Raw genomic sequence first — 18,540 nt, forward strand, 5'->3', positions numbered from 1 at the left:
GGCCTGGCCGGCGTCCTTCGTGGGTCGGTCTACCACCCTTGCACGGTCCGCCTCCATATCGTGTGGTAGCGAATGGAACGCGGCTCCTTAAATCCACGAAGGAGCATAAGGAAAATGCACTATCCCCCTTTTACCCAAGGGCTCCGCCCTGGGCTGCAGGCTGTCGTGTCAACTTCCGTTCTGGAGGTGCCGCATGGCCAGGTCTGACTCCGTCGTTATCCCCGTCCCTACACCCCGCAATCCGCTACATAGCCACCTGGCGGACGATTGCCCATACCAGGCGGCAGCCGAGTATCGGGCGGCGCTGCTGGCCAAGCTGTTGCGGCGGGTGCCGGAGCCGGAGTTGGCGAGCACCACCAATGCGTTGCTGAGCGAGTTGGTCGAGCTCTATCGGCGGGCCATCGCCCAGGCAACCGGGAGGGCCGAGCATGATTGAGCTGCAACGGCACCTCACCCACCTGCCCGCCCATGACGGGCAACCAGCAGCGGACTTTGGCTGGAGCGAAGATTGCCAGGCCAGCTTCGGCCACGGCGTACAAACCGCTCAGGCCTGGCTGGACGATACCAACAGCGGCTGGTTATGGGCCAACCTGTTGCTGGAGCGCCAGCTGAACCCGCCGGGTGCGCAGCGCCATGCCTTCGAGCTGGGCTTTCTCAGCCGCATCCACCAGCGTTTGTGCTTCCCACTGGGCTTCCCACTGGGTGGCGAGCATGGGGCCAGGCGCACCGAGTTCAGGCTATAGGCGCTGTGCGGCAGCTTGCCTACTGCTCGCACACGCGCCAGTCACACGACGGCTCACGCAAAGTAATATTTTCTTACATTCTCAGCAAGCCCGCATATCTCGCTGCCCCGGGGCCATTCGCGCAATATTTTGCGCACTTTCATCCTGCTAAGGTCGCGTGCGAAATCTGGATGGAGCGATTCGTATTCGGGCTTCTTGATAGAACCCGCCAGCTCCTCTGGCCATCGTCTTCGAAGCGACTTCGCGCTCATGCAAGGATCTGCAGAATGAGTGGAAAACCAGCAGCACGAGTTACCGATCCGACTGCCTGCCCACTGCCAGGCCATGGCACCAACCCCATCGTTTCTGGCTCCCCAGACGTCCTATTCGATGGTTTGCCAGCGGCCCGCCAAGGCGACCCCACTGCTTGCGGCTCAGCGCTGGTGGGCAACCTTGTTGCCAATGTGTTTATCGACGGATTGCCCGTTGCAACTCTAGGCAGCACAGGGAGTCACGGGAATGTGGTAGTCGGTGGGTCGGGAACCGTAATCATCGGCAATACACATGCGGCTGCCGCCTTTACGACTCCGCTTTCTGTGCCCATGGCTCCAAAGATTTGCTTGCCCTGCTTACTTCTCGCTGCCAGTCGCAACCAAACATTTGTACCGCTGGAATCAATCGGAGTCCGGGGATGAGTATGACCAACGGCTTTCGCAGTATCGAAGACGAACTGCGGATACGCCTCTCGGACAAGCCAGGGCTGAAGCTTTTCGCGCTTGTAGACGGGGCTCGCTACTTGACCTTGGGTAAACGGTTAGATCAAGCCTCTGATAAATGGCAGTGGCTGTTGGACGGCACGGAGTTAGATGCGGTCAAGCAAGGTGGACCAGCTCTTGTTCAGCTGGAAGAGCGCAGCGATTTGCAAAACTGGCTCGTAGACCGAGACCGCAAAGAACCCCTGGTGTCATGGCTACTGAGCACCAAGAGCTTCGAGGTTCTGTCCCAGCATCTTGGCTCGCTTCTGTTCACTCGGCTAACCGACGGTAGAAAGTCACTCTTCCGTTATTACAATCCCGTTGTTCGGCGGGCACTTGATAGCGTCCTGAACAAGGAGCAGCGCCAACAAATGATGCAACCTATCGAGCATTGGCTGGTATGGCAGCCGTTGGAGTCCCGCTACCTCCCTCTGGATGAAGATACTCAAGGGGGGCAGCATGCTTGAACTGTCGAGCGAGCAGATAGCAAAGCTTGACGCAGTACGCCGCGACGAAGTCATCGAGAAGTTGCTCCTAGAGGTGCGAGCTCAGGATCCGAATTGGTTTGCTCGGCACGGCCTCACGGGAGGCACAAGCTACTTGGCCAGGTATCGACGGTACGCCGAGGAGTTCGGACTAACCGATCCTCAGTCGACAGAGGACTTCATGCGCTACGGGCTCATGTTCCCTGACTTTCACAGAGATGATGCATTCGTATCTTGGATGACACGCCCGGTCGATGACTCGCCTGAGCAACGTTTCAAGGACTATAGGAGCGTGATGAGGTTCGTCTGGAAGCTCAAGAACGCCACATGGAACTGACAAGGAGTCGGATATGGGTGGTTTGATCACCGCTGCTGGAACCGCGCTGGGCAGTCCTGGCGCAACCATGGGTCTTCGCGCAACACCTCGGTTCGGGCCGGGTATGCCTCTGGCCCGCCCACCGGCTCCCCGCCTTCCAATGCCTACAGCTCGGCCATCCCCTCGCCCTATGCCAGAGACACTTCCCCAGTCGGGAGTTCGGCCCGTTCCACGCCCCATTCCACAGCCTCAGGTACTGCCGCAAACGCGTACTGCTGACAAGGCGGACGAGCGCACACGCACCTGCGATGCAGAACGAGACGACGAATGTATTGATTGTCCTCCCTCAGAGGGCACCATGGCTGTGGCCAACAACGGCAAAGGCCACTCCATGTCGGATCTGTCTTCGCGATACCAGGCCTGGGTAACCGGATTTCCTCCGCCTTACGAATGGCGATGGAACGAAACCTGGTGGGATGGATTCGAAGAACCGCGTTGTACCCTACTGGAGGCCAAGGCCAACTACGCCTTCATGTTTGTACCGTTGCTGGGTGTTCCAAAGCCCTGGGCACCGGTCAAATCAGTCCTTGTAGACCCTGCGCGCCGCCACTCGGCCAAGGCGAGGCCTACACCACCCGTCAGAGTCGAATGGCACTTTCTCCAGCGCATCGTCTACGAGCACTGCTCCAGTCAATATCGCCGCTTGGGGCTGACGAATCTGACCGCTTTCTGGAATCCAATGCCGAACACCCCTGAGCACGACGAATACCAAGAACACCGTGAGCGTGAACAACGCGAATTCGACGAGTACTACCGGGATAATCCCGATCTGATTGCCTAAGGAGCCAGCATGGCAAGTTCTTTCCGGTCCTTTGTATTCAAGATGCGCTTCAACAAACACGCGATCGCCACGGTCTCCCATGAGGAGCAGTTGGAGCGCATACGCTATTACCTGAGTACCTTGGGCCAATTAAATCCAGTTCTTGGTAAATGGTATCTACAAGGCGCCTCAGTTCAGGACGCATTGAGCAATGACGTCCTGAGCGCTCCTCAGGCATTGTCCACGGCTGCAGCCGCAAGTTTCGACGCCGAGTATCCGTCATGGCTGTCGCTATCCGTGTGGAATGGACAGGAAGATCCGCTGCAAGGGGGTCTGGCTTTAAGTTACGACGCACACAACATGGAGTCCATATCCAGCATGGATTTCGAAGATGCCGGCGCTCTGGTTTCGGCCCTTGAGAACCCACGTCCGGTGTTGGTGGAGATGCTGCGACAAGCGGTATCCATCTGGCCCGAAATCGATTGGGGGGTGATCGCCCCCGGCAGGTACTACCTAGATGGCCAGACCTTCAACGAACGGCAAACCATCGGCTGGATCGGTTTTTGCCCGCACTCGCTAAAGGCCAGCGACTTTCCGGATGCGGATGAACTGATTGACATACCGGGCCGCGGCACAATTTTGGTGAGCTGCACCCAGGTTATGGATGAACGCAATAGAGAGCACTTCCGAATTGTCGGTACGCTGGACACGAAGCTCGTCGAACTCGGCTATCTGCCCCTGTTCAACAATTGACCCCGTTGCAAAGCCTGAGGAATATGCCAGGCACAGCGAGCTCAGACTGTAGCTACCTTGCACGGTGCTGTGCGACAGCTTGCGGGGTGCTCGCACAGGCGCCAGCCGCGCGGTGGTGTGCGCGGCGCACCCTCCCCTTGCGCCGCCTGCTCATGTGGCGTCTCGGCGCGCAATACTCTGCAGTCAATCTCCGCGATGGCTGAAGTTACATGTGCCAAGTGATACCATTGCGCGCTTCGACGTCGCCCTGAGCAGCACCAGGCCCAGGCGCCACGATGCCCGACACTCCCCCCATGCCTCACCAGCCTATCGGCTCGTCTGCCGGCAGGGGCGTGGCGTTCACTTATATGCGCAGGTTCGTCTTCCTCGGTTCGGGCCGAGCTGAAAGGCTCGAAAGCGGTATCACCCTTTAAACAGCGCACCTCAAGTTATTGATAGGTAAGTCCTTTGATTTCCACCGCTAACATCACCATGCAGTTCGGCGCCAAGCCGCTGTTCGAGAACGTTTCCGTCAAGTTCAACAACGGCAACCGCTACGGCCTGATTGGCGCCAACGGCTGCGGCAAGTCGACCTTCATGAAAATTCTTGGCGGCGACCTCGAGCCTTCGGGCGGCCAGGTGATGCTCGAGCCGAACGTGCGCCTGGGCAAGCTGCGCCAGGATCAGTTCGCCTACGAAGAATTCAACGTGATCGACACCGTGATCATGGGTCATGAGGAGCTGTGGAAGGTCAAGGCTGAGCGCGACCGCATCTACTCGCTGCCGGAAATGAGCGAAGAAGACGGCATGAAGGTTGGCGAGCTGGAAGGTGAGTTCGCAGAGATGGATGGCTATACCGCTGAATCGCGCGCGGGCGAACTGCTACTCGGCCTGGGCATCCCGCTCGAACAGCATTTCGGCCCGATGAGCGAAGTCGCTCCAGGCTGGAAGCTGCGCGTGCTGCTGGCCCAGGCGCTGTTCTCCGATCCGGACGTGCTGCTGCTCGACGAACCGACCAACCACCTGGACATCAACACCATCCGCTGGCTGGAAACGATCCTCACGGCGCGTAACAGCACCATGATCATCATCTCCCACGACCGTCACTTCCTGAACTCGGTCTGCACTCACATGGCTGACCTGGATTACGGCGAGCTGCGCCTGTTCCCGGGCAACTACGACGAGTACATGACTGCCGCAACCCAGTCGCGCGAGCAGCTGCTGGCCGACAACGCCAAGAAGAAGGCGCAGATCTCCGAGCTGCAAAGCTTCGTCAGCCGCTTCTCGGCCAACGCCTCCAAGGCCAAGCAGGCGACCAGCCGCGCCAAGCAGATCGACAAGATCCAGCTGGCCGAGGTCAAGCCGTCGAGCCGCGTCAGCCCGTTCATTCGCTTCGAGCAGACCAAGAAACTGCACCGCCAGGCCGTGACCATCGAGAAAGTGTCCAAGGCCTTCGACGACAAGGTGCTGTTCAAGAACTTCAGTTTCACCGTCGAAGCCGGCGAGCGCGTGGCGATCATCGGTCCCAACGGTATCGGCAAGACCACCCTGCTGCGCACCCTGGTCGGCGAAATGCAGCCGGACGCCGGTTCGGTGAAATGGACCGAGAGCGCCGAGGTTGGCTACTACGCTCAGGATCACGCCCACGATTTCGAAGATGACGTGACCCTGTTCGACTGGATGGGCCAGTGGACGACCGGTGAGCAGGTGATCCGCGGCACCCTCGGGCGCATGCTGTTCTCCAACGACGAGATCCTCAAGTCGGTGAAGGTAATCTCCGGTGGTGAGCAAGGCCGCATGTTGTTCGGCAAGCTGATCCTGCAAAAGCCCAACGTGCTGGTGATGGACGAACCGACCAACCACCTGGACATGGAATCGATCGAAGCGCTCAACCTGGCGCTGGAGAACTACCCGGGCACGCTGATCTTCGTCAGCCATGACCGTGAATTCGTTGGCTCCCTGGCCACGCGCATCATCGAGCTGTCGGATAACGGCGTGACCGACTTCAGTGGCACCTACGACGACTACCTGCGCAGCCAGGGCATCATCGTCTGAGCACACGCTACAGAAACAACAAAGCCCGCTTTTGCGGGCTTTGTTGTTTCAGCACTCTGCTCAGGCAGTAGCGAACAGCTCGGAGATACGCTGCGCAGCACCTTTCATGGCTTCGGCGCGCGGCTCTTCGCCGTAGGCCAGGCCTTCGGCGCGAACGATCTCGATGTCGTCGATGCCGAGGAAATTCAGCACGCGCACCAGGTAGTCCTCATGCGCCTGGCCAGACGGCTGGCCGGAATGAATACCACCGGCGCTGGAGGCGATCACCACGGTCTTGCCACCTGCCAGCCCTACCGGGCCATTCTCGGTGTACTTGAACGACTTGCCGGCGACGGCAATACGGTCGATCCAGGCCTTCAGCTGGCTGGGAACGCTGAAGTTGTACATAGGTGCACCGATGACGATGGCATCGGCAGCAAGGAACTCTTCCAGGGTGCGCTCGGCCAGTTCGGCCTCGTGTTTCTGCGCGGCGTCACGCAGCTCGGCCGGAGTGCCGGCGGCTACCAGGCTGGCAGCGGAGAAGTGGCTGATCGCATCACTGGCCAGGTCGCGGTAGGTAACCTGGGCATTCGGCGCGGCAACACTCCAGGCTTCGACAACAGAGCGGCTGAGCTGACGGGAAGCGGACGCATCACCCAGGATGCTGGAATCGATGTGCAGTAGTTTCATGGTGTATCTCCAGAGAGTGGTGCGACATGGCGGCACAATGGAGGTGATACTAGCGATGAGCCCAATAACCGATAAGATGGCAAAATCGTGATGCTTCGTCCCACACATAGGACAGTGAAATGCAGGACCTCAACGACTTGTTCTACTTCGCCAAAGTAGTGGAAGCCGGTGGTTTCGCCGCGGCCGGGCGGCTGCTGGGCATTCCCAAGTCGCGCCTATCGCGGCGCATCGCCGAGCTGGAGCAGCGCCTGGGCGCGCGCTTGCTGCAACGCTCGACACGCAAGCTGGCGCTGACCGATATCGGCGAACGCTACCTGCGCCATTGCCAGGCGATGTTGCTGGAAGCGGAACAGGCCGAGGAAACTGTCACAAACCTGACCAGCGAGCCGCGTGGCCGGGTACGCTTCTCCACGCCACCGGGCTTGGCCCTGTTGCCCGATCTGATCAATGATTTTCTGAAGCGCTATCCCAGGGTGCAGCTGGAGGTCGTGCAAACCAGCCGCCGTATCGATCTGCTCAATGAGGCGGTGGACGTCGCCCTGCGCGTACGCAGCGTCGATGATGAAGAACCGGGTCTGATCACTCGCCGCCTCATACCCGCCCATGCCTGTGTAGTGGCATGCCCGAATCTGGTCGCCGGGCTGCGCCTGGAGCAGCCGGAAGACCTGCAGCAGTTGCCAGCGCTAGGCGCTATTGGAGCCGACCGGCGCATTCATCTGCGCTTTCATCACAACACGACGCAGGAGGCCCGCGAGATCGCCCTGGAAGCACGCTTGGCCGTCGACGACTTTCCCATACGCAAATCGGCAGCATTGGCCGGAGTGGGCATCACCTTTCTGCCCACCATTTACTGCCACGAGGAATTGGCCGATGGCAGCCTGGTTTCATTGCTGCCGCACTGGACGGTGCCTCAGGGCTATGTCCAGCTGGCTTACACCCACAGGCGCGGCATGTCGCCGGCTGTCCGCGCCTGGATCGAGTTGCTCAGCGATGCATTCAGTCGCTGGAGCTACCCGCTCTGACTCAGATACGGAACTGACGCACCAGCGCGCCGAGACGATCGCCCAGGCCGGCCAGGCTGCGCGCAGTCTGCGCACCACGTTCGGTTTCATCGGCGACGCTGTCCACGGCAACGGCTATCTGATGCACGCTGCGATTGATCTCCTCGGCTACCGCCGTCTGCTCCTCGGCGGCGCTGGCAATCTGCGCGTTCATCGCATTGATGGTGGCGATCAGCTGAGCAATGGCGTCGAGCGATTCGCCGGCCTTGTTAGCCTGCTCGCTGGTCAGCTCGCCGGCATCGCTGGAGCGACGCATCGAAGTCACCGACTGCTGCGTACCCTGCTGCAGGCGGTCGATCATGCCCTGGATTTCCTGGGTGCTCTGCTGCGTGCGGCTGGCCAGGGCGCGCACCTCATCGGCGACCACGGCAAAACCACGCCCGGCCTCACCGGCACGCGCCGCCTCGATGGCCGCGTTGAGCGCCAGCAGGTTGGTCTGTTCGGCGATAGAGCGGATTACATCGAGCACGCTGACGATGGACTGCACGTCCTGCTGCAGGCTATCGAGCGAGACGCCGCTGCTGCGAATATCTTCGACCAGCGAGTGAATACGCTGGATGCTGCCATCGACCACGCTCTTGGCCGCTTGCCCTTCGCGATCGGTCTGCTGCGCGGCTTCGGCGGCATTCTGCGCGCTCTTGGCCACTTCGTGAGCGGCGGCGGACATTTCGTTGATCGCCGTAGCCACCTGGTCGGTTTCGTGACGTTGCTGCCCCATGGCCTGCTCGGAGCGCTGCGCCTGTTCCGAAACCTGGCCCACCAGCTCGGTGAGCTGCCCGGTCATTTCGACGATCTGCCGTACCAGGCCATGCACCTTCTCGACAAAACGGTTGAAGGAGCCGGCCAGCTGGCCCAACTCGTCCTCACTGGTGATCGGCAGGCGGCGGGTCAGATCACCCTCCCCTGCAGCAATGTCGTCGAGATTGGCCTTGATCTGTTGCAGAGGACGCAGGAAGGCGTTACCCAGCCAGACACCGATCACGCCGAACACCAGCAACAGGATCGCCGCCACTACCATGATGCTGGTGATGATGGTGCCGATGCGGCGGTCGATCTCGGCCTGGACTTCGGCGATCTGCGCTTCGATACCGTCGAGGTTGAGCGCGGTGCCGAGAGCCATGTCCCATTTGGGCAGGTAGTAGCTGTAGGCGAGCTTGGGCACCATTACCGATTCGTTACCCGGCAACGGCGAGGAGTAGTTGACGAAGTAGCTGTTGTTCTTAGCCACATTGACCAGCTCACGGTTGATGTACACACCGTTCGGGTCGCGCCGGTCGGCCAGGCTCTTGCCGACATCCACCGGGCTGTCGCCACGGAACAGGCGCACCACGTTGGAGTCATGACCGAAGAAGTAGCCGTCGGCACCGTACTTGATCTTGGAGAGGATGCCGATGGCCTGTTCGCGACTGGCCATGTCGCCTTGCGCGGCGCCATCGTAGAGCCCCTTCACCGAGCCCAGTGCGATCTGGATGTAATGCTCGAGCTCGCTGCGTTTCTCCTGCAGCAGACGCTCGCGCGTCTCGGCCACTTCGTCAGCAGCCAGATTCTGCAACACCCTCGCCGCCGTACCGCTGAGCACCAGCGCGAAAAGGATGACGGGAACCAGCGCAAGCAGTATGACCTTGGCTTTCAGTGTCAGGCGCATTCTTATTGTCCTTGTGTGCGAAACCAAAAACGGGGCTACCGATGTATCGGCAACCCCGTGGAAGAATTAAGCGACCCAAGGCGCCGAGAACTTAATCCGGCGTCTGTTTACGCCTTTACAGCAGCATAGCGGCAGCCCAACCGAACGCCAGCAGCGGCAGGTTGTAGTGCAGGAAGGTGGGCACCACGCTGTCCCAGATATGATTGTGCTGGCCATCGGCGTTCAAACCCGAAGTTGGCCCCAGCGTCGAGTCCGAAGCGGGTGAACCGGCGTCGCCCAGGGCACCGGCAGTGCCGACGATGCAGACGATAGCCAGCGGGCTGAAACCCAGTTGCACGCCCAACGGCACGAAGATCGCTGCGATGATCGGGATGGTCGAGAAGGACGAGCCGATACCCATGGTCACCAACAGCCCGACCAGCAGCATCAGCAACGCGCCAACGGCCTTGTTGTGACCGATCAGAGCTGCCGAACTGTCAACCAGCGTCTTGACCTCACCAGTGGTCTTCATCACCTCGGCAAAACCGGCGGCGGCGATCATGATGAAGCCGATCATGGCCATCATCTTCATGCCTTCGGTGAACAGACCGTCTGCTTCCTTCCAGCGCACCACGCCGGACACCGAGAAAATCACGAAGCCGACTAGCGCGCCGATGATCATCGAGTCCAGCCACAACTGCACGATGAACGCTGCGGCGATAGCCAGCCCCGCCACCAGCAGGCTCAACGGGTTGTACTGCACGTCCACACGCTCGGCCTGCGCGACCTTTTCCAGATCATAGGTGCGCTTGCCGCGATAGCTGAACAGCACCGCCACAAGCAGACCGAAGAGCATGCCCAGCGCCGGAATCGCCATGGCCTGGGTGATGCTGATACCCGTGACGTCGACACCGGACTTGGCCACGTTGGCCAGCAGGATCTCGTTGAGGAAGATGCCGCCAAAACCGACCGGCAAGAACATGTACGGCGTGATCAGGCCGAACGTCAGCACGCAGGCGATCAAGCGGCGGTCGAGCTGCAACTTGCTCAGCACATAGAGTAGCGGCGGTACCAGCAGAGGAATGAAGGCGATGTGGATCGGCACCAGGTTCTGTGAGGAGATCGCCACCGCCAGCAGCAGCGCGATCAGCAACCATTTCAGCGCACCGCCAGCACCATCCTGCTGTTTGTCGACCAGCGCCAGTGCCTTGTCCGCCAGGGCATGAGCCAGGCCCGACTTGGCGATGGCCACGGCGAAAGCGCCCAGCAGCGCGTAAGACAGGGCAACCGTCGCCCCGCCACCGAGCCCCTGGTTGAACGCTTTCAGCGTGCCCTCGACGCCCAGTCCACCCAGCAGGCCCCCGGCCAGCGCACCAATGATCAGCGCCACGACCACGTGTACGCGACAAAGGCTAAGGACCAGCATGATGCCGACCGCGGCGATTACAGCGTTCATAAAGCACTCCACCTTCAAACGTTCCGGCCCGGCCGGCACAAAAAGCCGCGTACTCTGCCGGATGCGGACTATCCTGTCAAAACAGGCAATCGTTCATAATATCAATCAAATCGTGCATAATTTCGACCATAATCCGCGCCAGTCAAGAAAGCGGGCCGCACACCGATAACCGTATTAGTCCATGCAGAAAGGAACACACCATGCTGTTCAGTCGTCTTTCGATCCAATGGAAGATCACCCTGCTCGCCGGCCTGTGCCTGCTTGCCATCGTCACTCTGCTGGTAGGCGCGTCGCAGTATCAGTCCAGCCGCAGCGCCAGCCTGGTGCGTGAAGCAAGCTCTGCCATGCTGGAGGAGAGCGCGACACTACGCCTCAAGGCGCGCAGTGAATTACAGGCGATCCGCATCCAGCGTTACTTCATGGACGCCTACCAGTACGGCAAAGGATTTTCCCGGCAGATCCTGTTTCTGCGCGAGCAGGCAGAGAAGCGCTTCCTTGATGCCTTCGACCTGCGTGAAGACCTGACCCGTCAGGTGCGCAGCAGCCTGGAAGCCAACCCCGCCCTGCTCGGCCTGTACCTGGTGTTCGAACCCAACGCTCTGGACGGCAAGGACGAGCTATTCGCTGACCAGCCCGACCTGGGCAGCAATGACGCAGGGCGCTTCGCGCTGTACTGGGCACAGCCCACGGTCGGCAAGCTGGAAGCCGAGGCAATGACCGAGCAACTGCTCGGCGACACCACGCCTGGTGACAACGGCGTGGCCTACAACGCCTGGTACACCTGCCCGCGCGAGACCCGCCAACCCTGCGTGCTGGAGCCTTATTACGACGACGTCGGCGGGCAGAAGACGCTGATGACCAGCATCGCCTTCCCGCTGGAGCTCGACGGCAAGATCATCGGCGTGATGGGGGTCGATATCAGCCTGGCCAGCCTGCAGCAGATCAGCCAGGAGGCCAATCGCGAGCTGTACGACGGCCAGGGCCATATCAGCATCTTCAGCCCTAGCGCACTTCTGGCGGGCCACAGCCGCGACGGCAGTCTGTTGAGCCAGCCGGTCGAGCGCGCCTTTCCCGATAACGCCAGCGAACTGCGCGGCCTGATCCAGAGCGGTAGCGATGCCGAACTGCGCCACGGTGACATGCTCCGTGAGATCAGCCCTTTCAAACCCATTCCCGAGTCAAAGCCCTGGTCGGTGCTGCTCGAAGTCCCACAGCAAGTGCTGCTCGAACGTGCCATCAAGCTGGGCGCACAGCTTGATGCCAACCGCGCCAGTGACAGCCTGGTCGCCCTGCTGATGGGGCTTGTCGCGGTGATCGCCGGCCTGCTGCTGATGTGGCTAACGGCACGCGGCGTAACGCGGCCGATTCTTGGAGTTGCCGCCATGCTCAAGGATATCGCCAGCGGTGAAGGCGACCTGACCCGCCGTCTGCAATACGCCCGGCAGGATGAACTGGGCGAGCTGGCCGGCTGGTTCAACCGCTTCCTCGACAAACTGCAGCCCATTATCGCCGACGTTAAAAACAGCGTGATCGACGCCCGCAGCACGGCCGATCAGTCCGCAGCGATCGCCAGCCAGACCAGCGCCGGTATGCAGCAGCAGTATCGCGAGGTCGACCAGGTGGCGACCGCCTTCCAGGAAATGAGCGCCACCGCTCAGGATGTTGCCCACAACGCCGCGCAGGCCGCAGAAGCCGCGCGCAATGCCGACCAGGCCAGCCGCGAAGGCCTGCAGGTGATCGACCGCACCACCAGCACCATCGATCTTTTGGCCAATGAAATGAACGTGGCCATGCAGGAAGTCGAAGGCCTGGCCAGCAGCAGCGAGCAGATCGGCTCGGTGCTGGAAGTGATCCGCTCGATTGCCGAGCAGACCAACCTGCTCGCCCTCAACGCCGCCATCGAAGCCGCGCGTGCCGGTGAGGCCGGTCGCGGCTTTGCCGTGGTCGCCGACGAGGTGCGCAACCTGGCCAAACGCACCCAGGACTCGGTCGAGGAAATCCGCCAGGTGATCGAAGGCCTGCAGAGCGGCACGCGCGAAGTGGTCAGCACCATGCACAGCAGCCATCGCCAGGCACAGGGCAGCGTCGAGCAGGTGCAGCAGGCCGTGGCCGCATTGCAGCGCATCAGCCAGGCGGTCAGCACCATTACCGACATGAACCTGCAGATCGCCAGCGCGGCGGAGGAACAGAGCTCGGTAGCCGAGGAGATCAACCGCAACGTCGCCTCGATCCGCGATGTCACCGAGGCCATCACCGCGCAGGCCGATGAGTCGGCGCAGGTGAGCCAGAACCTCAACCGCCTGGCCAATCATCAGCAGAGCCTGATGGACCAGTTCCGCGTGTAACGTCAGGTAGGGTGCGCCATGCGCACCGAAAACCCAAGCAAGCCAGATATGAGAATGACGCCAAATCATCCTCGATCTGGCGGCGCTTCCCTTGCGGCGCAGGCAGGCAATCGCCTAGCCTGCGTTCTTTTTGGGGGAAGCAACATGCTCAATATCGCCTTGGTCGCCGGTTCCAGCCGCAACAACAGCCAATCGGGAAAGGTCGCTCGCGTACTGCGTCAGCGCCTGATCGAGATGGGTCAAACCACGCAGGACACCAGCAGCATCATCGATCTGGGCCTGGCGCCGCTACCGCTGTGGCCCGCTGAAGATGCCGGCCCCTGGGGCATGTACCAACAGCAACTGGCGGCTGCCGATGCGGTGGTGATCATCGCGCCGGAGTGGAACGGCATGGCCTGCCCGGCGATCAAGAATTTCTTCATCTACGCCAGCAAGGCCGAACTGGCGCACAAGCCGGGCCTGCTGGTGGGCGTGTCCTCCGGCATCGGCGGCGCCTACCCGATTAGCGAACTGCGCGCCTCCAGCTACAAGAACTGCCGCCTGTGCTACCTGCCGGAGCACCTGATCGTGCGTCAGGTCGAGAAGGTATTGAACGGCCCGCAGGCGGTGGACGAAGCCGATGAGCGCATCCGCGCCCGCATCGATTACGCGCTCGATGTACTGGTGCGTTACGCCCACGCCCTGCAGCCAGTACGCGCCGCCATCAGCTTCGACAACTCGGCCTTCGCCAACGGTATGTAAGGGATCCATAGGGTGGATTAGCGGCGCTGAACATAGCGTTTGCAGACGCCAGCGAGCTTAACGCGCCGCATAACCCACCAGATGATGGTGTGACCGGCGTGAGCCCGAGGCTCAACGCCGTGGCAGACTGACCACCACTCGCAGCCCGCCCAGCGGGCTGTCCTGCAGTTCTATACGGCCATGCCAGGCCTCGATGATATCGCGCACGATACCAAGGCCCAGACCGTGCCCCGCCACCTGTTCATCCAGGCGAGTACCACGCCCCAGCACGGCCTCACGGCGCTCGGCATCGATGCCGGGGCCGTCATCATCGACACATAAGCGATAGCCCTCGGCGCTCTCTTCCACCGTCAACTGCACGCGCTGGTCGGCCCATTTGCAGGCGTTGTCCAGCAGGTTGCCGAGCAACTCCAGCAAGTCTTCACGGTCACGCGGCAACACCAGTCCCGGGGGCGCCTGCCACTCCAGACTCAGGCCACGGTCATGAATCATCGACAAGGTGTCGAACAGCCCTGGCAACTCCTGCGCGCAATCGAAGCGCGCCCCCGGCAACACCTCACCAGCCAGGCGCGCACGCCCCAGCTCGCGGCTGAGGCGTTGCTCGATCTGCTCCAATTGCTCGCGCATGCTCGCGCGCAACGCCGGATGCGCGGCCAACTCCTCGCGACCAGCCAGGCTGATCAATACAGCCAGCGGCGTTTTCAACGCATGGCCCAGGTTGCCCAGGGCATTGCGCGAGCGTTTGAGGGTATCTTCCGTGTGCGCCAACAGGTGGTTTATCTGTGCCACCAGCGACTCCAGCTCCTCGGGCACCTCGGCATCTAGGTCAGTACGCCGGCCCTGCTGCAGCTGCGCGATCTGCCGGCGCACTTGCTCCAGCGGGCGTAATGCGCGGTGCACGGTGTAGCGCTGGGCGATCAGGATCAGCAGCAGCGCCGCACCACCCAGGCCGAGTCCGACCCACTGCATGCGACGAAAGCTCTGCAGTATTGGCTGGTAGTCCTGCGCCACGCTGATCGACAGATTTTCGCCATAGCGGCGGTAGTCGGCGCGGTAGATCAGCAGCAGTTGGCCTTGCGGGCCATCGCCCAGCTCGGCCTGCATGCCCGTGCCATTGGGCTTGAGCAGTTCACGATCCCACAGCGAGCGCGAACGCCAGCTACGATCATCGGCAAAGTCGATGCGAAAGTAATGCCCGGAAAACTGCCGCTGGAACGAGGGATCAAGACGTCGCTCATCCAGTTGCAGACCAGACGGCCCACGCACCATCGCCGTCAGCAGCCCCTGCGCCTCGTCGCGCAGGTCTTCCTCCAGGTAAGCGCGCAGACCACGGTCGAAAACCCAGAGACTGGCCTGCGCCAGAACCAGTCCGGCCAGCAACAGCGTCGCGGCCAGGCCAATGCCGAGCCGGCGCTGAATGGACCTCAACCCTGCTCTCCGGTAAAGCGGTAGCCCTGCCCACGGCGGGTCTCGATCACGTTGCGTCCGAGCTTGCCGCGCAAGCGGTTGACGTGCACTTCGATGACGTTGGAATCACGCTCTGTCTCGCCGTCATACAGGTGGTCGGCGAGGTGACTCTTGGACAGGATCTGTCCTGGGTGCAGCATGAAGTAACGCAGCAGGCGAAATTCGGCAGCGGTCAGGTCGATGGCCTCACCGCCCGAGGTCACGCACTGGCGACTCTCGTCCAGTTGCAGGCCGGCAGCCTCCAGTTGCGGCTGGTTGGCCAGGCCATGAGCGCGGCGCAACAACGCCTGAATACGCAGGGCCAACTCTTCAGGGTGGAAGGGTTTGGTCAGGTAGTCATCGGCGCCGGCCTTCAGGCCTTCGATGCGCTCGGCCCAGGAGCCACGCGCGGTAAGCACCAGTACCGGTGTCGCCAGGCCACCGGCACGCCACTCCTGCAACACCTCCAGGCCCGGCTTGCCCGGTAGACCGAGATCAAGAATGATCAGGTCATAAGGCTCGCTGGCGCCCTGATAGGCCGCATCGCGACCATCGGCCAGCCAGTCCACGGCATAGCCCTGGCGAGCCAGGCTGGCGGTCAGTTCATCGGCCAGGGGGACATGGTCTTCCACCAGCAACAGGCGCATCAGTCGTCTTCCTCGTCCTTCAGAATATTGCCGTTGCGGGCATCCAATTCGAGCTCACGTACCACGCCCGAGGTGGTCAGAATCTCGACCTCATACACCAACACACCGTCCTCCTCTTCCAGCTCCGCCTCAAGCAGCGTGGAGCCGGGGTAGGCACTGCCGATGTGCTGCATCAATTGCTCGAAAGGCATGATGACACCCTCGCGGCGCAGGCGCAGCGCTTCATCCTGATCGAGATCGCGCGCAATACCCGGCACGCTGACAAGGCCGCTTGCCAGAACCAGCAACAGCGCGGTGGTACGACGAAACTTCATCAATCGTCCTGGTGGTTCTTGAGAATTTCCCCGGTGCTGGCATCCAGCTCCAGGTCCCACTGCACGCCCTGGGCGTCGCGCAGCTCGATCTGATAGATATAGCGGCCGTATTCGTCTTCCAGCTCGGTTTCTTCGATGCTCCCACCCGGGTGCTGAGCGAGTGCAGCCTCATTGAGCTGTTCGAAAGACTTGATGGTTCCGGCATCACGCAGACGCAGCGCCTCGTCCGGACCGAGATCACGCGCCTGGGCAATGGTAGCGGCGCTGACGAGGGTGGCAAGTGTTGCAAGGCTGAGCAATCGTTTCATGGGGGGTTCTCCAGCAGCGAATCAGTGACTGCCACTGTAGGCCCAGGCACTTAATTCAAGCTGAATTCACTTGCGTCATTCACCGTGTGAAGTGGCTTGGCCTGCCCATTCAGGGCTCTATAATCGCCTGTTCGAAAGGAGGCATCGATGAGCGCGATCCATATCAAATCCCCTGCCCTGACCATCAAGGCTGGTACCAGAGCCCTGGCGCGCATTCGCCAGAATGGCCTGAGCCCGGCAGACGTCGGCATCCTGCCTGGCGCAGCAGGCGGCCCCAAGGGCATCGCTATTCAGGGGCTGGATCTCGCACTGTTTGGGGACTGGCTGCCTCGTGCGCCCCGCGAGCGCGCCCTGATCGGCGCCTCCATCGGTTCCTGGCGCTTCGCCAGCGCCTGTCTGCCGGACGCCACAGCAGGTATTCGACGACTCGGCGAGCTCTACACCTCTCAGCGCTTCGCCAAGGGCGTGAGCATGGCCGAGGTGTCCGGCAGCTGCAGGCAGATGCTCAATGAGCTACTCGCCGATCAGGACGCCGCCATCATCGCCAACCCACACTATCGTCTGCACATCGTCGTAGTGAAGAGCCATGGCCTGCTGCAACATGATCATCGCGGCAAGCTCAGCCTCGGCCTGTCCTCGGTGATCGGTAACAACTTGCTGGCCCGCCAACGTCTTGGCCGTCATTTCGACCGGGTGATTCTGCATGATGCACGGCAGGTCCCGCCGCTCGCGCAGCTGAGCGACTTCCGCTCGCACTTCCACGCACTGACGCCGGAAAACCTGCGCCACGCCCTGCTCGCGTCGGGCTCGATTCCAATGGTGATGGAGGCAATTCGCGAGATTCCTGGCCTGGAGCCAGGCGCCTATCGCGACGGCGGCCTGCTCGACTACCACCTCGACCTGCCCTACAACGGCGAAGACATCGTGCTCTATCCGCACTTCACCGATCGAGTCATACCCGGCTGGTTCGACAAGAGCATGCCCTGGCGCCGTGGCGACCGAACCCGCCTGCAGGACGTACTGCTACTGGCACCATCCCGCGACTACCTGGCACGCCTGCCGCACGGCAAGCTACCGGATCGTACCGACTTCAAGCGCTACCTAGGCAACGATGAAGGGCGTGAACGCTACTGGCGCCAGGCCATGGCCGAGAGTGCGCGGCTCGGCGACGAATTCCTCGAGCTGGTCGAAAACGGCCGCCTGGTAGAACGCCTGCAACCCCTCTGAGTCGCCGGGGTTATGAGCCGGTCGTTCAATCTATAGGGCCGACGTGATGAGACGGCAATCGGGCCAGACCTGATAAACTGCGCCGCTCAACGCCAATCAGGCGGAATCATTTACGCGAGCACTGTCAGTGGAATTGTTCAAAGAGTTCATCTTCGAGGCGGCCCATCGCCTGCCACACGTACCGGAAGGCCACAAATGCGGCCGCCTGCATGGCCACTCCTTCCGCGTTGCCATCTACATCGAAGGTGAAGTCGATCCCTATACTGGCTGGATTCGAGACTTCTCCGAGATCAAGGCGATCTTCAAACCGATCTACGAACAGCTCGACCATAACTACCTGAATGACATCGTCGGCCTGGAAAACCCAACCAGCGAAGTGCTGGCCAAGTGGATCTGGCAACAGGTAAAGCCCTTGCTGCCGGAGCTGTCGCGCGTACGCATCCACGAAACCTGCACCAGTGGTTGCGAATACCGCGGCGATTGACCCCTCAGAAACACCAAAGGCCACCTTCAGGTGGCCTTTTTCTTGATGCCGATAACGCACTCCCCCTTAGGGTGCGCCGTACGCCCCGCGGTTACCGCGTCTCAGCCGGTGCGCGCAGCGCCCCCCTACGCGATGGCCTGAGTACGTTTTCCACGCCACAAAGAAGAAACCCCAGACCGCGTTAGCGATCTGGGGTTTCGTATAGGAGCTTGACGATGACCTACTCTCACATGGTGAAGCACCACACTACCATCGGCGATGCGTCGTTTCACTACTGAGTTCGGGATGGGATCAGGTGGTTCCAACGCTCTATGGTCGTCAAGCAATTCGGTT

Annotated in this window: 18 protein-coding genes, 1 rRNA gene and 4 pseudogenes; 14 read left to right on the forward strand and 9 right to left on the reverse strand. The window is 61.3% G+C overall.

What is annotated here, in order from left to right; all coding sequences use genetic code 11:
* The first annotated feature begins 193 nt into the window (after nt 1-193).
* From CDO35_RS22605 to CDO35_RS22640, 8 genes are all read left to right on the forward strand, one after another.
* Nucleotides 194-436, forward strand: coding sequence for a hypothetical protein (locus CDO35_RS22605; RefSeq protein ID WP_099526806.1), 243 nt, complete (start codon nt 194-196; stop codon nt 434-436).
* Nucleotides 429-743, forward strand: a complete 315-nt coding sequence (locus CDO35_RS22610) for a LasR-specific antiactivator QslA (protein WP_099526807.1) — start codon at nt 429-431, stop codon at nt 741-743. The genes CDO35_RS22605 and CDO35_RS22610 overlap by 8 nt, the downstream gene beginning before the upstream one ends.
* 266 nt (nt 744-1,009) lie before the next feature.
* On the forward strand, nt 1,010-1,417 hold the full coding sequence (locus CDO35_RS22615; protein WP_099526808.1) for a PAAR domain-containing protein: 408 nt from the start codon (nt 1,010-1,012) through the stop codon (nt 1,415-1,417).
* A gap of 2 nt (nt 1,418-1,419) precedes the next feature.
* On the forward strand, nt 1,420-1,944 hold the full coding sequence (locus CDO35_RS22620; RefSeq protein ID WP_425048552.1) for a DUF4123 domain-containing protein: 525 nt from the start codon (nt 1,420-1,422) through the stop codon (nt 1,942-1,944).
* Nucleotides 1,937-2,299, forward strand: a complete 363-nt coding sequence (locus tag CDO35_RS22625; RefSeq protein ID WP_243699131.1) for a hypothetical protein — start codon at nt 1,937-1,939, stop codon at nt 2,297-2,299. Before CDO35_RS22620 ends, CDO35_RS22625 begins: the two co-directional genes overlap by 8 nt.
* 337 nt (nt 2,300-2,636) lie before the next feature.
* Complete coding sequence (locus CDO35_RS23130) at nt 2,637-3,119, forward strand: restriction endonuclease fold toxin 5 domain-containing protein (protein WP_269458109.1); 483 nt, start codon at nt 2,637-2,639, stop codon at nt 3,117-3,119.
* A 9-nt stretch (nt 3,120-3,128) separates the two neighbouring features.
* On the forward strand, nt 3,129-3,851 hold the full coding sequence (locus tag CDO35_RS22635) for an Imm52 family immunity protein (protein ID WP_099526811.1): 723 nt from the start codon (nt 3,129-3,131) through the stop codon (nt 3,849-3,851).
* Between the two features lie 447 nt (nt 3,852-4,298).
* Complete coding sequence (locus CDO35_RS22640; RefSeq protein WP_099526812.1) at nt 4,299-5,885, forward strand: ABC-F family ATPase; 1,587 nt, start codon at nt 4,299-4,301, stop codon at nt 5,883-5,885.
* A 60-nt stretch (nt 5,886-5,945) separates the two neighbouring features.
* On the opposite strand, the gene CDO35_RS22645 is transcribed toward CDO35_RS22640, so the two are convergent.
* A complete protein-coding gene (locus CDO35_RS22645; protein WP_099526813.1) occupies nt 5,946-6,554 on the reverse strand; it encodes an FMN-dependent NADH-azoreductase in 609 nt (202 codons plus the stop codon).
* Between the two features lie 119 nt (nt 6,555-6,673).
* Here CDO35_RS22645 and CDO35_RS22650 point away from each other — a divergent pair, with 119 nt between their 5' ends.
* The gene (locus CDO35_RS22650) at nt 6,674-7,576 is read left to right on the forward strand and encodes a LysR substrate-binding domain-containing protein (protein WP_099526814.1); all 903 of its coding nucleotides are present in this window, start codon (nt 6,674-6,676) and stop codon (nt 7,574-7,576) included.
* 1 nt (nt 7,577) lies between these two features.
* Here CDO35_RS22650 and CDO35_RS23365 read toward each other — a convergent pair.
* The 3 genes and pseudogenes from CDO35_RS23365 to CDO35_RS22660 all read right to left on the reverse strand — a co-directional run.
* Nucleotides 7,578-8,576 (reverse strand): annotated as a pseudogene (locus CDO35_RS23365) (methyl-accepting chemotaxis protein); the annotation flags it as partial.
* A gap of 159 nt (nt 8,577-8,735) precedes the next feature.
* Nucleotides 8,736-9,260: pseudogene (locus CDO35_RS23370) on the reverse strand (cache domain-containing protein); the annotation flags it as partial.
* Between the two features lie 115 nt (nt 9,261-9,375).
* Nucleotides 9,376-10,695, reverse strand: coding sequence for a Na+/H+ antiporter family protein (locus CDO35_RS22660; protein WP_099526816.1), 1,320 nt, complete (start codon nt 10,693-10,695; stop codon nt 9,376-9,378).
* 419 nt (nt 10,696-11,114) lie between these two features.
* Between CDO35_RS22660 and CDO35_RS23375 the strand changes: the two are divergent.
* The 3 genes and pseudogenes from CDO35_RS23375 to CDO35_RS22670 all read left to right on the forward strand — a co-directional run.
* A pseudogene (locus tag CDO35_RS23375) lies at nt 11,115-12,182 on the forward strand (methyl-accepting chemotaxis protein); the annotation flags it as partial.
* Between the two features lie 345 nt (nt 12,183-12,527).
* Nucleotides 12,528-13,040 (forward strand): annotated as a pseudogene (locus CDO35_RS23380) (methyl-accepting chemotaxis protein); the annotation flags it as partial.
* Between the two features lie 144 nt (nt 13,041-13,184).
* Nucleotides 13,185-13,781 (forward strand): NADPH-dependent FMN reductase, encoded by a 597-nt coding sequence (locus CDO35_RS22670; RefSeq protein ID WP_017676629.1) that lies wholly within the window; start codon nt 13,185-13,187, stop codon nt 13,779-13,781.
* A 111-nt stretch (nt 13,782-13,892) separates the two neighbouring features.
* Here CDO35_RS22670 and CDO35_RS22675 read toward each other — a convergent pair whose 3' ends face one another.
* Genes CDO35_RS22675 through CDO35_RS22690 form a run of 4 tightly spaced genes read right to left on the reverse strand, consistent with a single transcriptional unit; the run spans nt 13,893 to nt 16,496 of the window.
* On the reverse strand, nt 13,893-15,209 hold the full coding sequence (locus CDO35_RS22675) for an ATP-binding protein (protein WP_099526818.1): 1,317 nt from the start codon (nt 15,207-15,209) through the stop codon (nt 13,893-13,895).
* The gene (locus CDO35_RS22680) at nt 15,206-15,874 is read right to left on the reverse strand and encodes a response regulator transcription factor (protein WP_099526819.1); all 669 of its coding nucleotides are present in this window, start codon (nt 15,872-15,874) and stop codon (nt 15,206-15,208) included. The genes CDO35_RS22675 and CDO35_RS22680 overlap by 4 nt, the downstream gene beginning before the upstream one ends.
* Entirely contained in the window at nt 15,874-16,188 is a 315-nt protein-coding gene (locus CDO35_RS22685; RefSeq protein WP_099526820.1) for a PepSY domain-containing protein, read from the reverse strand. The genes CDO35_RS22680 and CDO35_RS22685 overlap by 1 nt, the downstream gene beginning before the upstream one ends.
* Nucleotides 16,188-16,496 carry a PepSY domain-containing protein gene (locus CDO35_RS22690; protein ID WP_099526821.1) on the reverse strand — a complete coding sequence of 103 codons (309 nt, stop codon included), beginning with the start codon at nt 16,494-16,496 and terminating at the stop codon, nt 16,188-16,190. Before CDO35_RS22690 ends, CDO35_RS22685 begins: the two co-directional genes overlap by 1 nt.
* A gap of 147 nt (nt 16,497-16,643) precedes the next feature.
* Between CDO35_RS22690 and CDO35_RS22695 the strand changes: the two genes are divergently transcribed.
* Both CDO35_RS22695 and queD read left to right on the forward strand, forming a co-directional pair.
* Nucleotides 16,644-17,723, forward strand: a complete 1,080-nt coding sequence (locus CDO35_RS22695; RefSeq protein ID WP_099526822.1) for a patatin-like phospholipase family protein — start codon at nt 16,644-16,646, stop codon at nt 17,721-17,723.
* Between the two features lie 127 nt (nt 17,724-17,850).
* Nucleotides 17,851-18,207 (forward strand): 6-carboxytetrahydropterin synthase QueD, encoded by a 357-nt coding sequence (queD, locus tag CDO35_RS22700; RefSeq protein WP_099526823.1) that lies wholly within the window; start codon nt 17,851-17,853, stop codon nt 18,205-18,207.
* Between the two features lie 207 nt (nt 18,208-18,414).
* Here the strand turns inward: queD and rrf are convergent.
* Nucleotides 18,415-18,530, reverse strand: a 5S ribosomal RNA gene (gene rrf / locus CDO35_RS22705).
* Nucleotides 18,531-18,540: the final 10 nt, after the last annotated feature.

Origin of the sequence: Pseudomonas sediminis, assembly GCF_002741105.1 — a bacterium.
Lineage (GTDB): Bacteria > Pseudomonadota > Gammaproteobacteria > Pseudomonadales > Pseudomonadaceae > Aquipseudomonas > Aquipseudomonas sediminis.

What these genes read in the sequence shown, in the direction of transcription:
- CDO35_RS22620 (WP_425048552.1), top strand. Translation starts at nt 1,420, where the DNA reads ATGACCAACGGCTTTCGCAGTATCGAAGACGAACTGCGGATACGCCTC.
- CDO35_RS22650 (WP_099526814.1), top strand. Translation starts at nt 6,674, where the DNA reads ATGCAGGACCTCAACGACTTGTTCTACTTCGCCAAAGTAGTGGAAGCC.
- CDO35_RS22680 (WP_099526819.1), bottom strand. Translation starts at nt 15,874, where the DNA reads ATGCGCCTGTTGCTGGTGGAAGACCATGTCCCCCTGGCCGATGAACTG.
- CDO35_RS22635 (WP_099526811.1), top strand. Translation starts at nt 3,129, where the DNA reads ATGGCAAGTTCTTTCCGGTCCTTTGTATTCAAGATGCGCTTCAACAAA.
- CDO35_RS22685 (WP_099526820.1), bottom strand. Translation starts at nt 16,188, where the DNA reads ATGAAGTTTCGTCGTACCACCGCGCTGTTGCTGGTTCTGGCAAGCGGC.
- CDO35_RS22660 (WP_099526816.1), bottom strand. Translation starts at nt 10,695, where the DNA reads ATGAACGCTGTAATCGCCGCGGTCGGCATCATGCTGGTCCTTAGCCTT.
- CDO35_RS23130 (WP_269458109.1), top strand. Translation starts at nt 2,637, where the DNA reads ATGGCTGTGGCCAACAACGGCAAAGGCCACTCCATGTCGGATCTGTCT.
- CDO35_RS22610 (WP_099526807.1), top strand. Translation starts at nt 429, where the DNA reads ATGATTGAGCTGCAACGGCACCTCACCCACCTGCCCGCCCATGACGGG.
- CDO35_RS22695 (WP_099526822.1), top strand. Translation starts at nt 16,644, where the DNA reads ATGAGCGCGATCCATATCAAATCCCCTGCCCTGACCATCAAGGCTGGT.
- CDO35_RS22690 (WP_099526821.1), bottom strand. Translation starts at nt 16,496, where the DNA reads ATGAAACGATTGCTCAGCCTTGCAACACTTGCCACCCTCGTCAGCGCC.
- CDO35_RS22615 (WP_099526808.1), top strand. Translation starts at nt 1,010, where the DNA reads ATGAGTGGAAAACCAGCAGCACGAGTTACCGATCCGACTGCCTGCCCA.
- CDO35_RS22645 (WP_099526813.1), bottom strand. Translation starts at nt 6,554, where the DNA reads ATGAAACTACTGCACATCGATTCCAGCATCCTGGGTGATGCGTCCGCT.
- CDO35_RS22670 (WP_017676629.1), top strand. Translation starts at nt 13,185, where the DNA reads ATGCTCAATATCGCCTTGGTCGCCGGTTCCAGCCGCAACAACAGCCAA.
- CDO35_RS22605 (WP_099526806.1), top strand. Translation starts at nt 194, where the DNA reads ATGGCCAGGTCTGACTCCGTCGTTATCCCCGTCCCTACACCCCGCAAT.
- CDO35_RS22625 (WP_243699131.1), top strand. Translation starts at nt 1,937, where the DNA reads ATGCTTGAACTGTCGAGCGAGCAGATAGCAAAGCTTGACGCAGTACGC.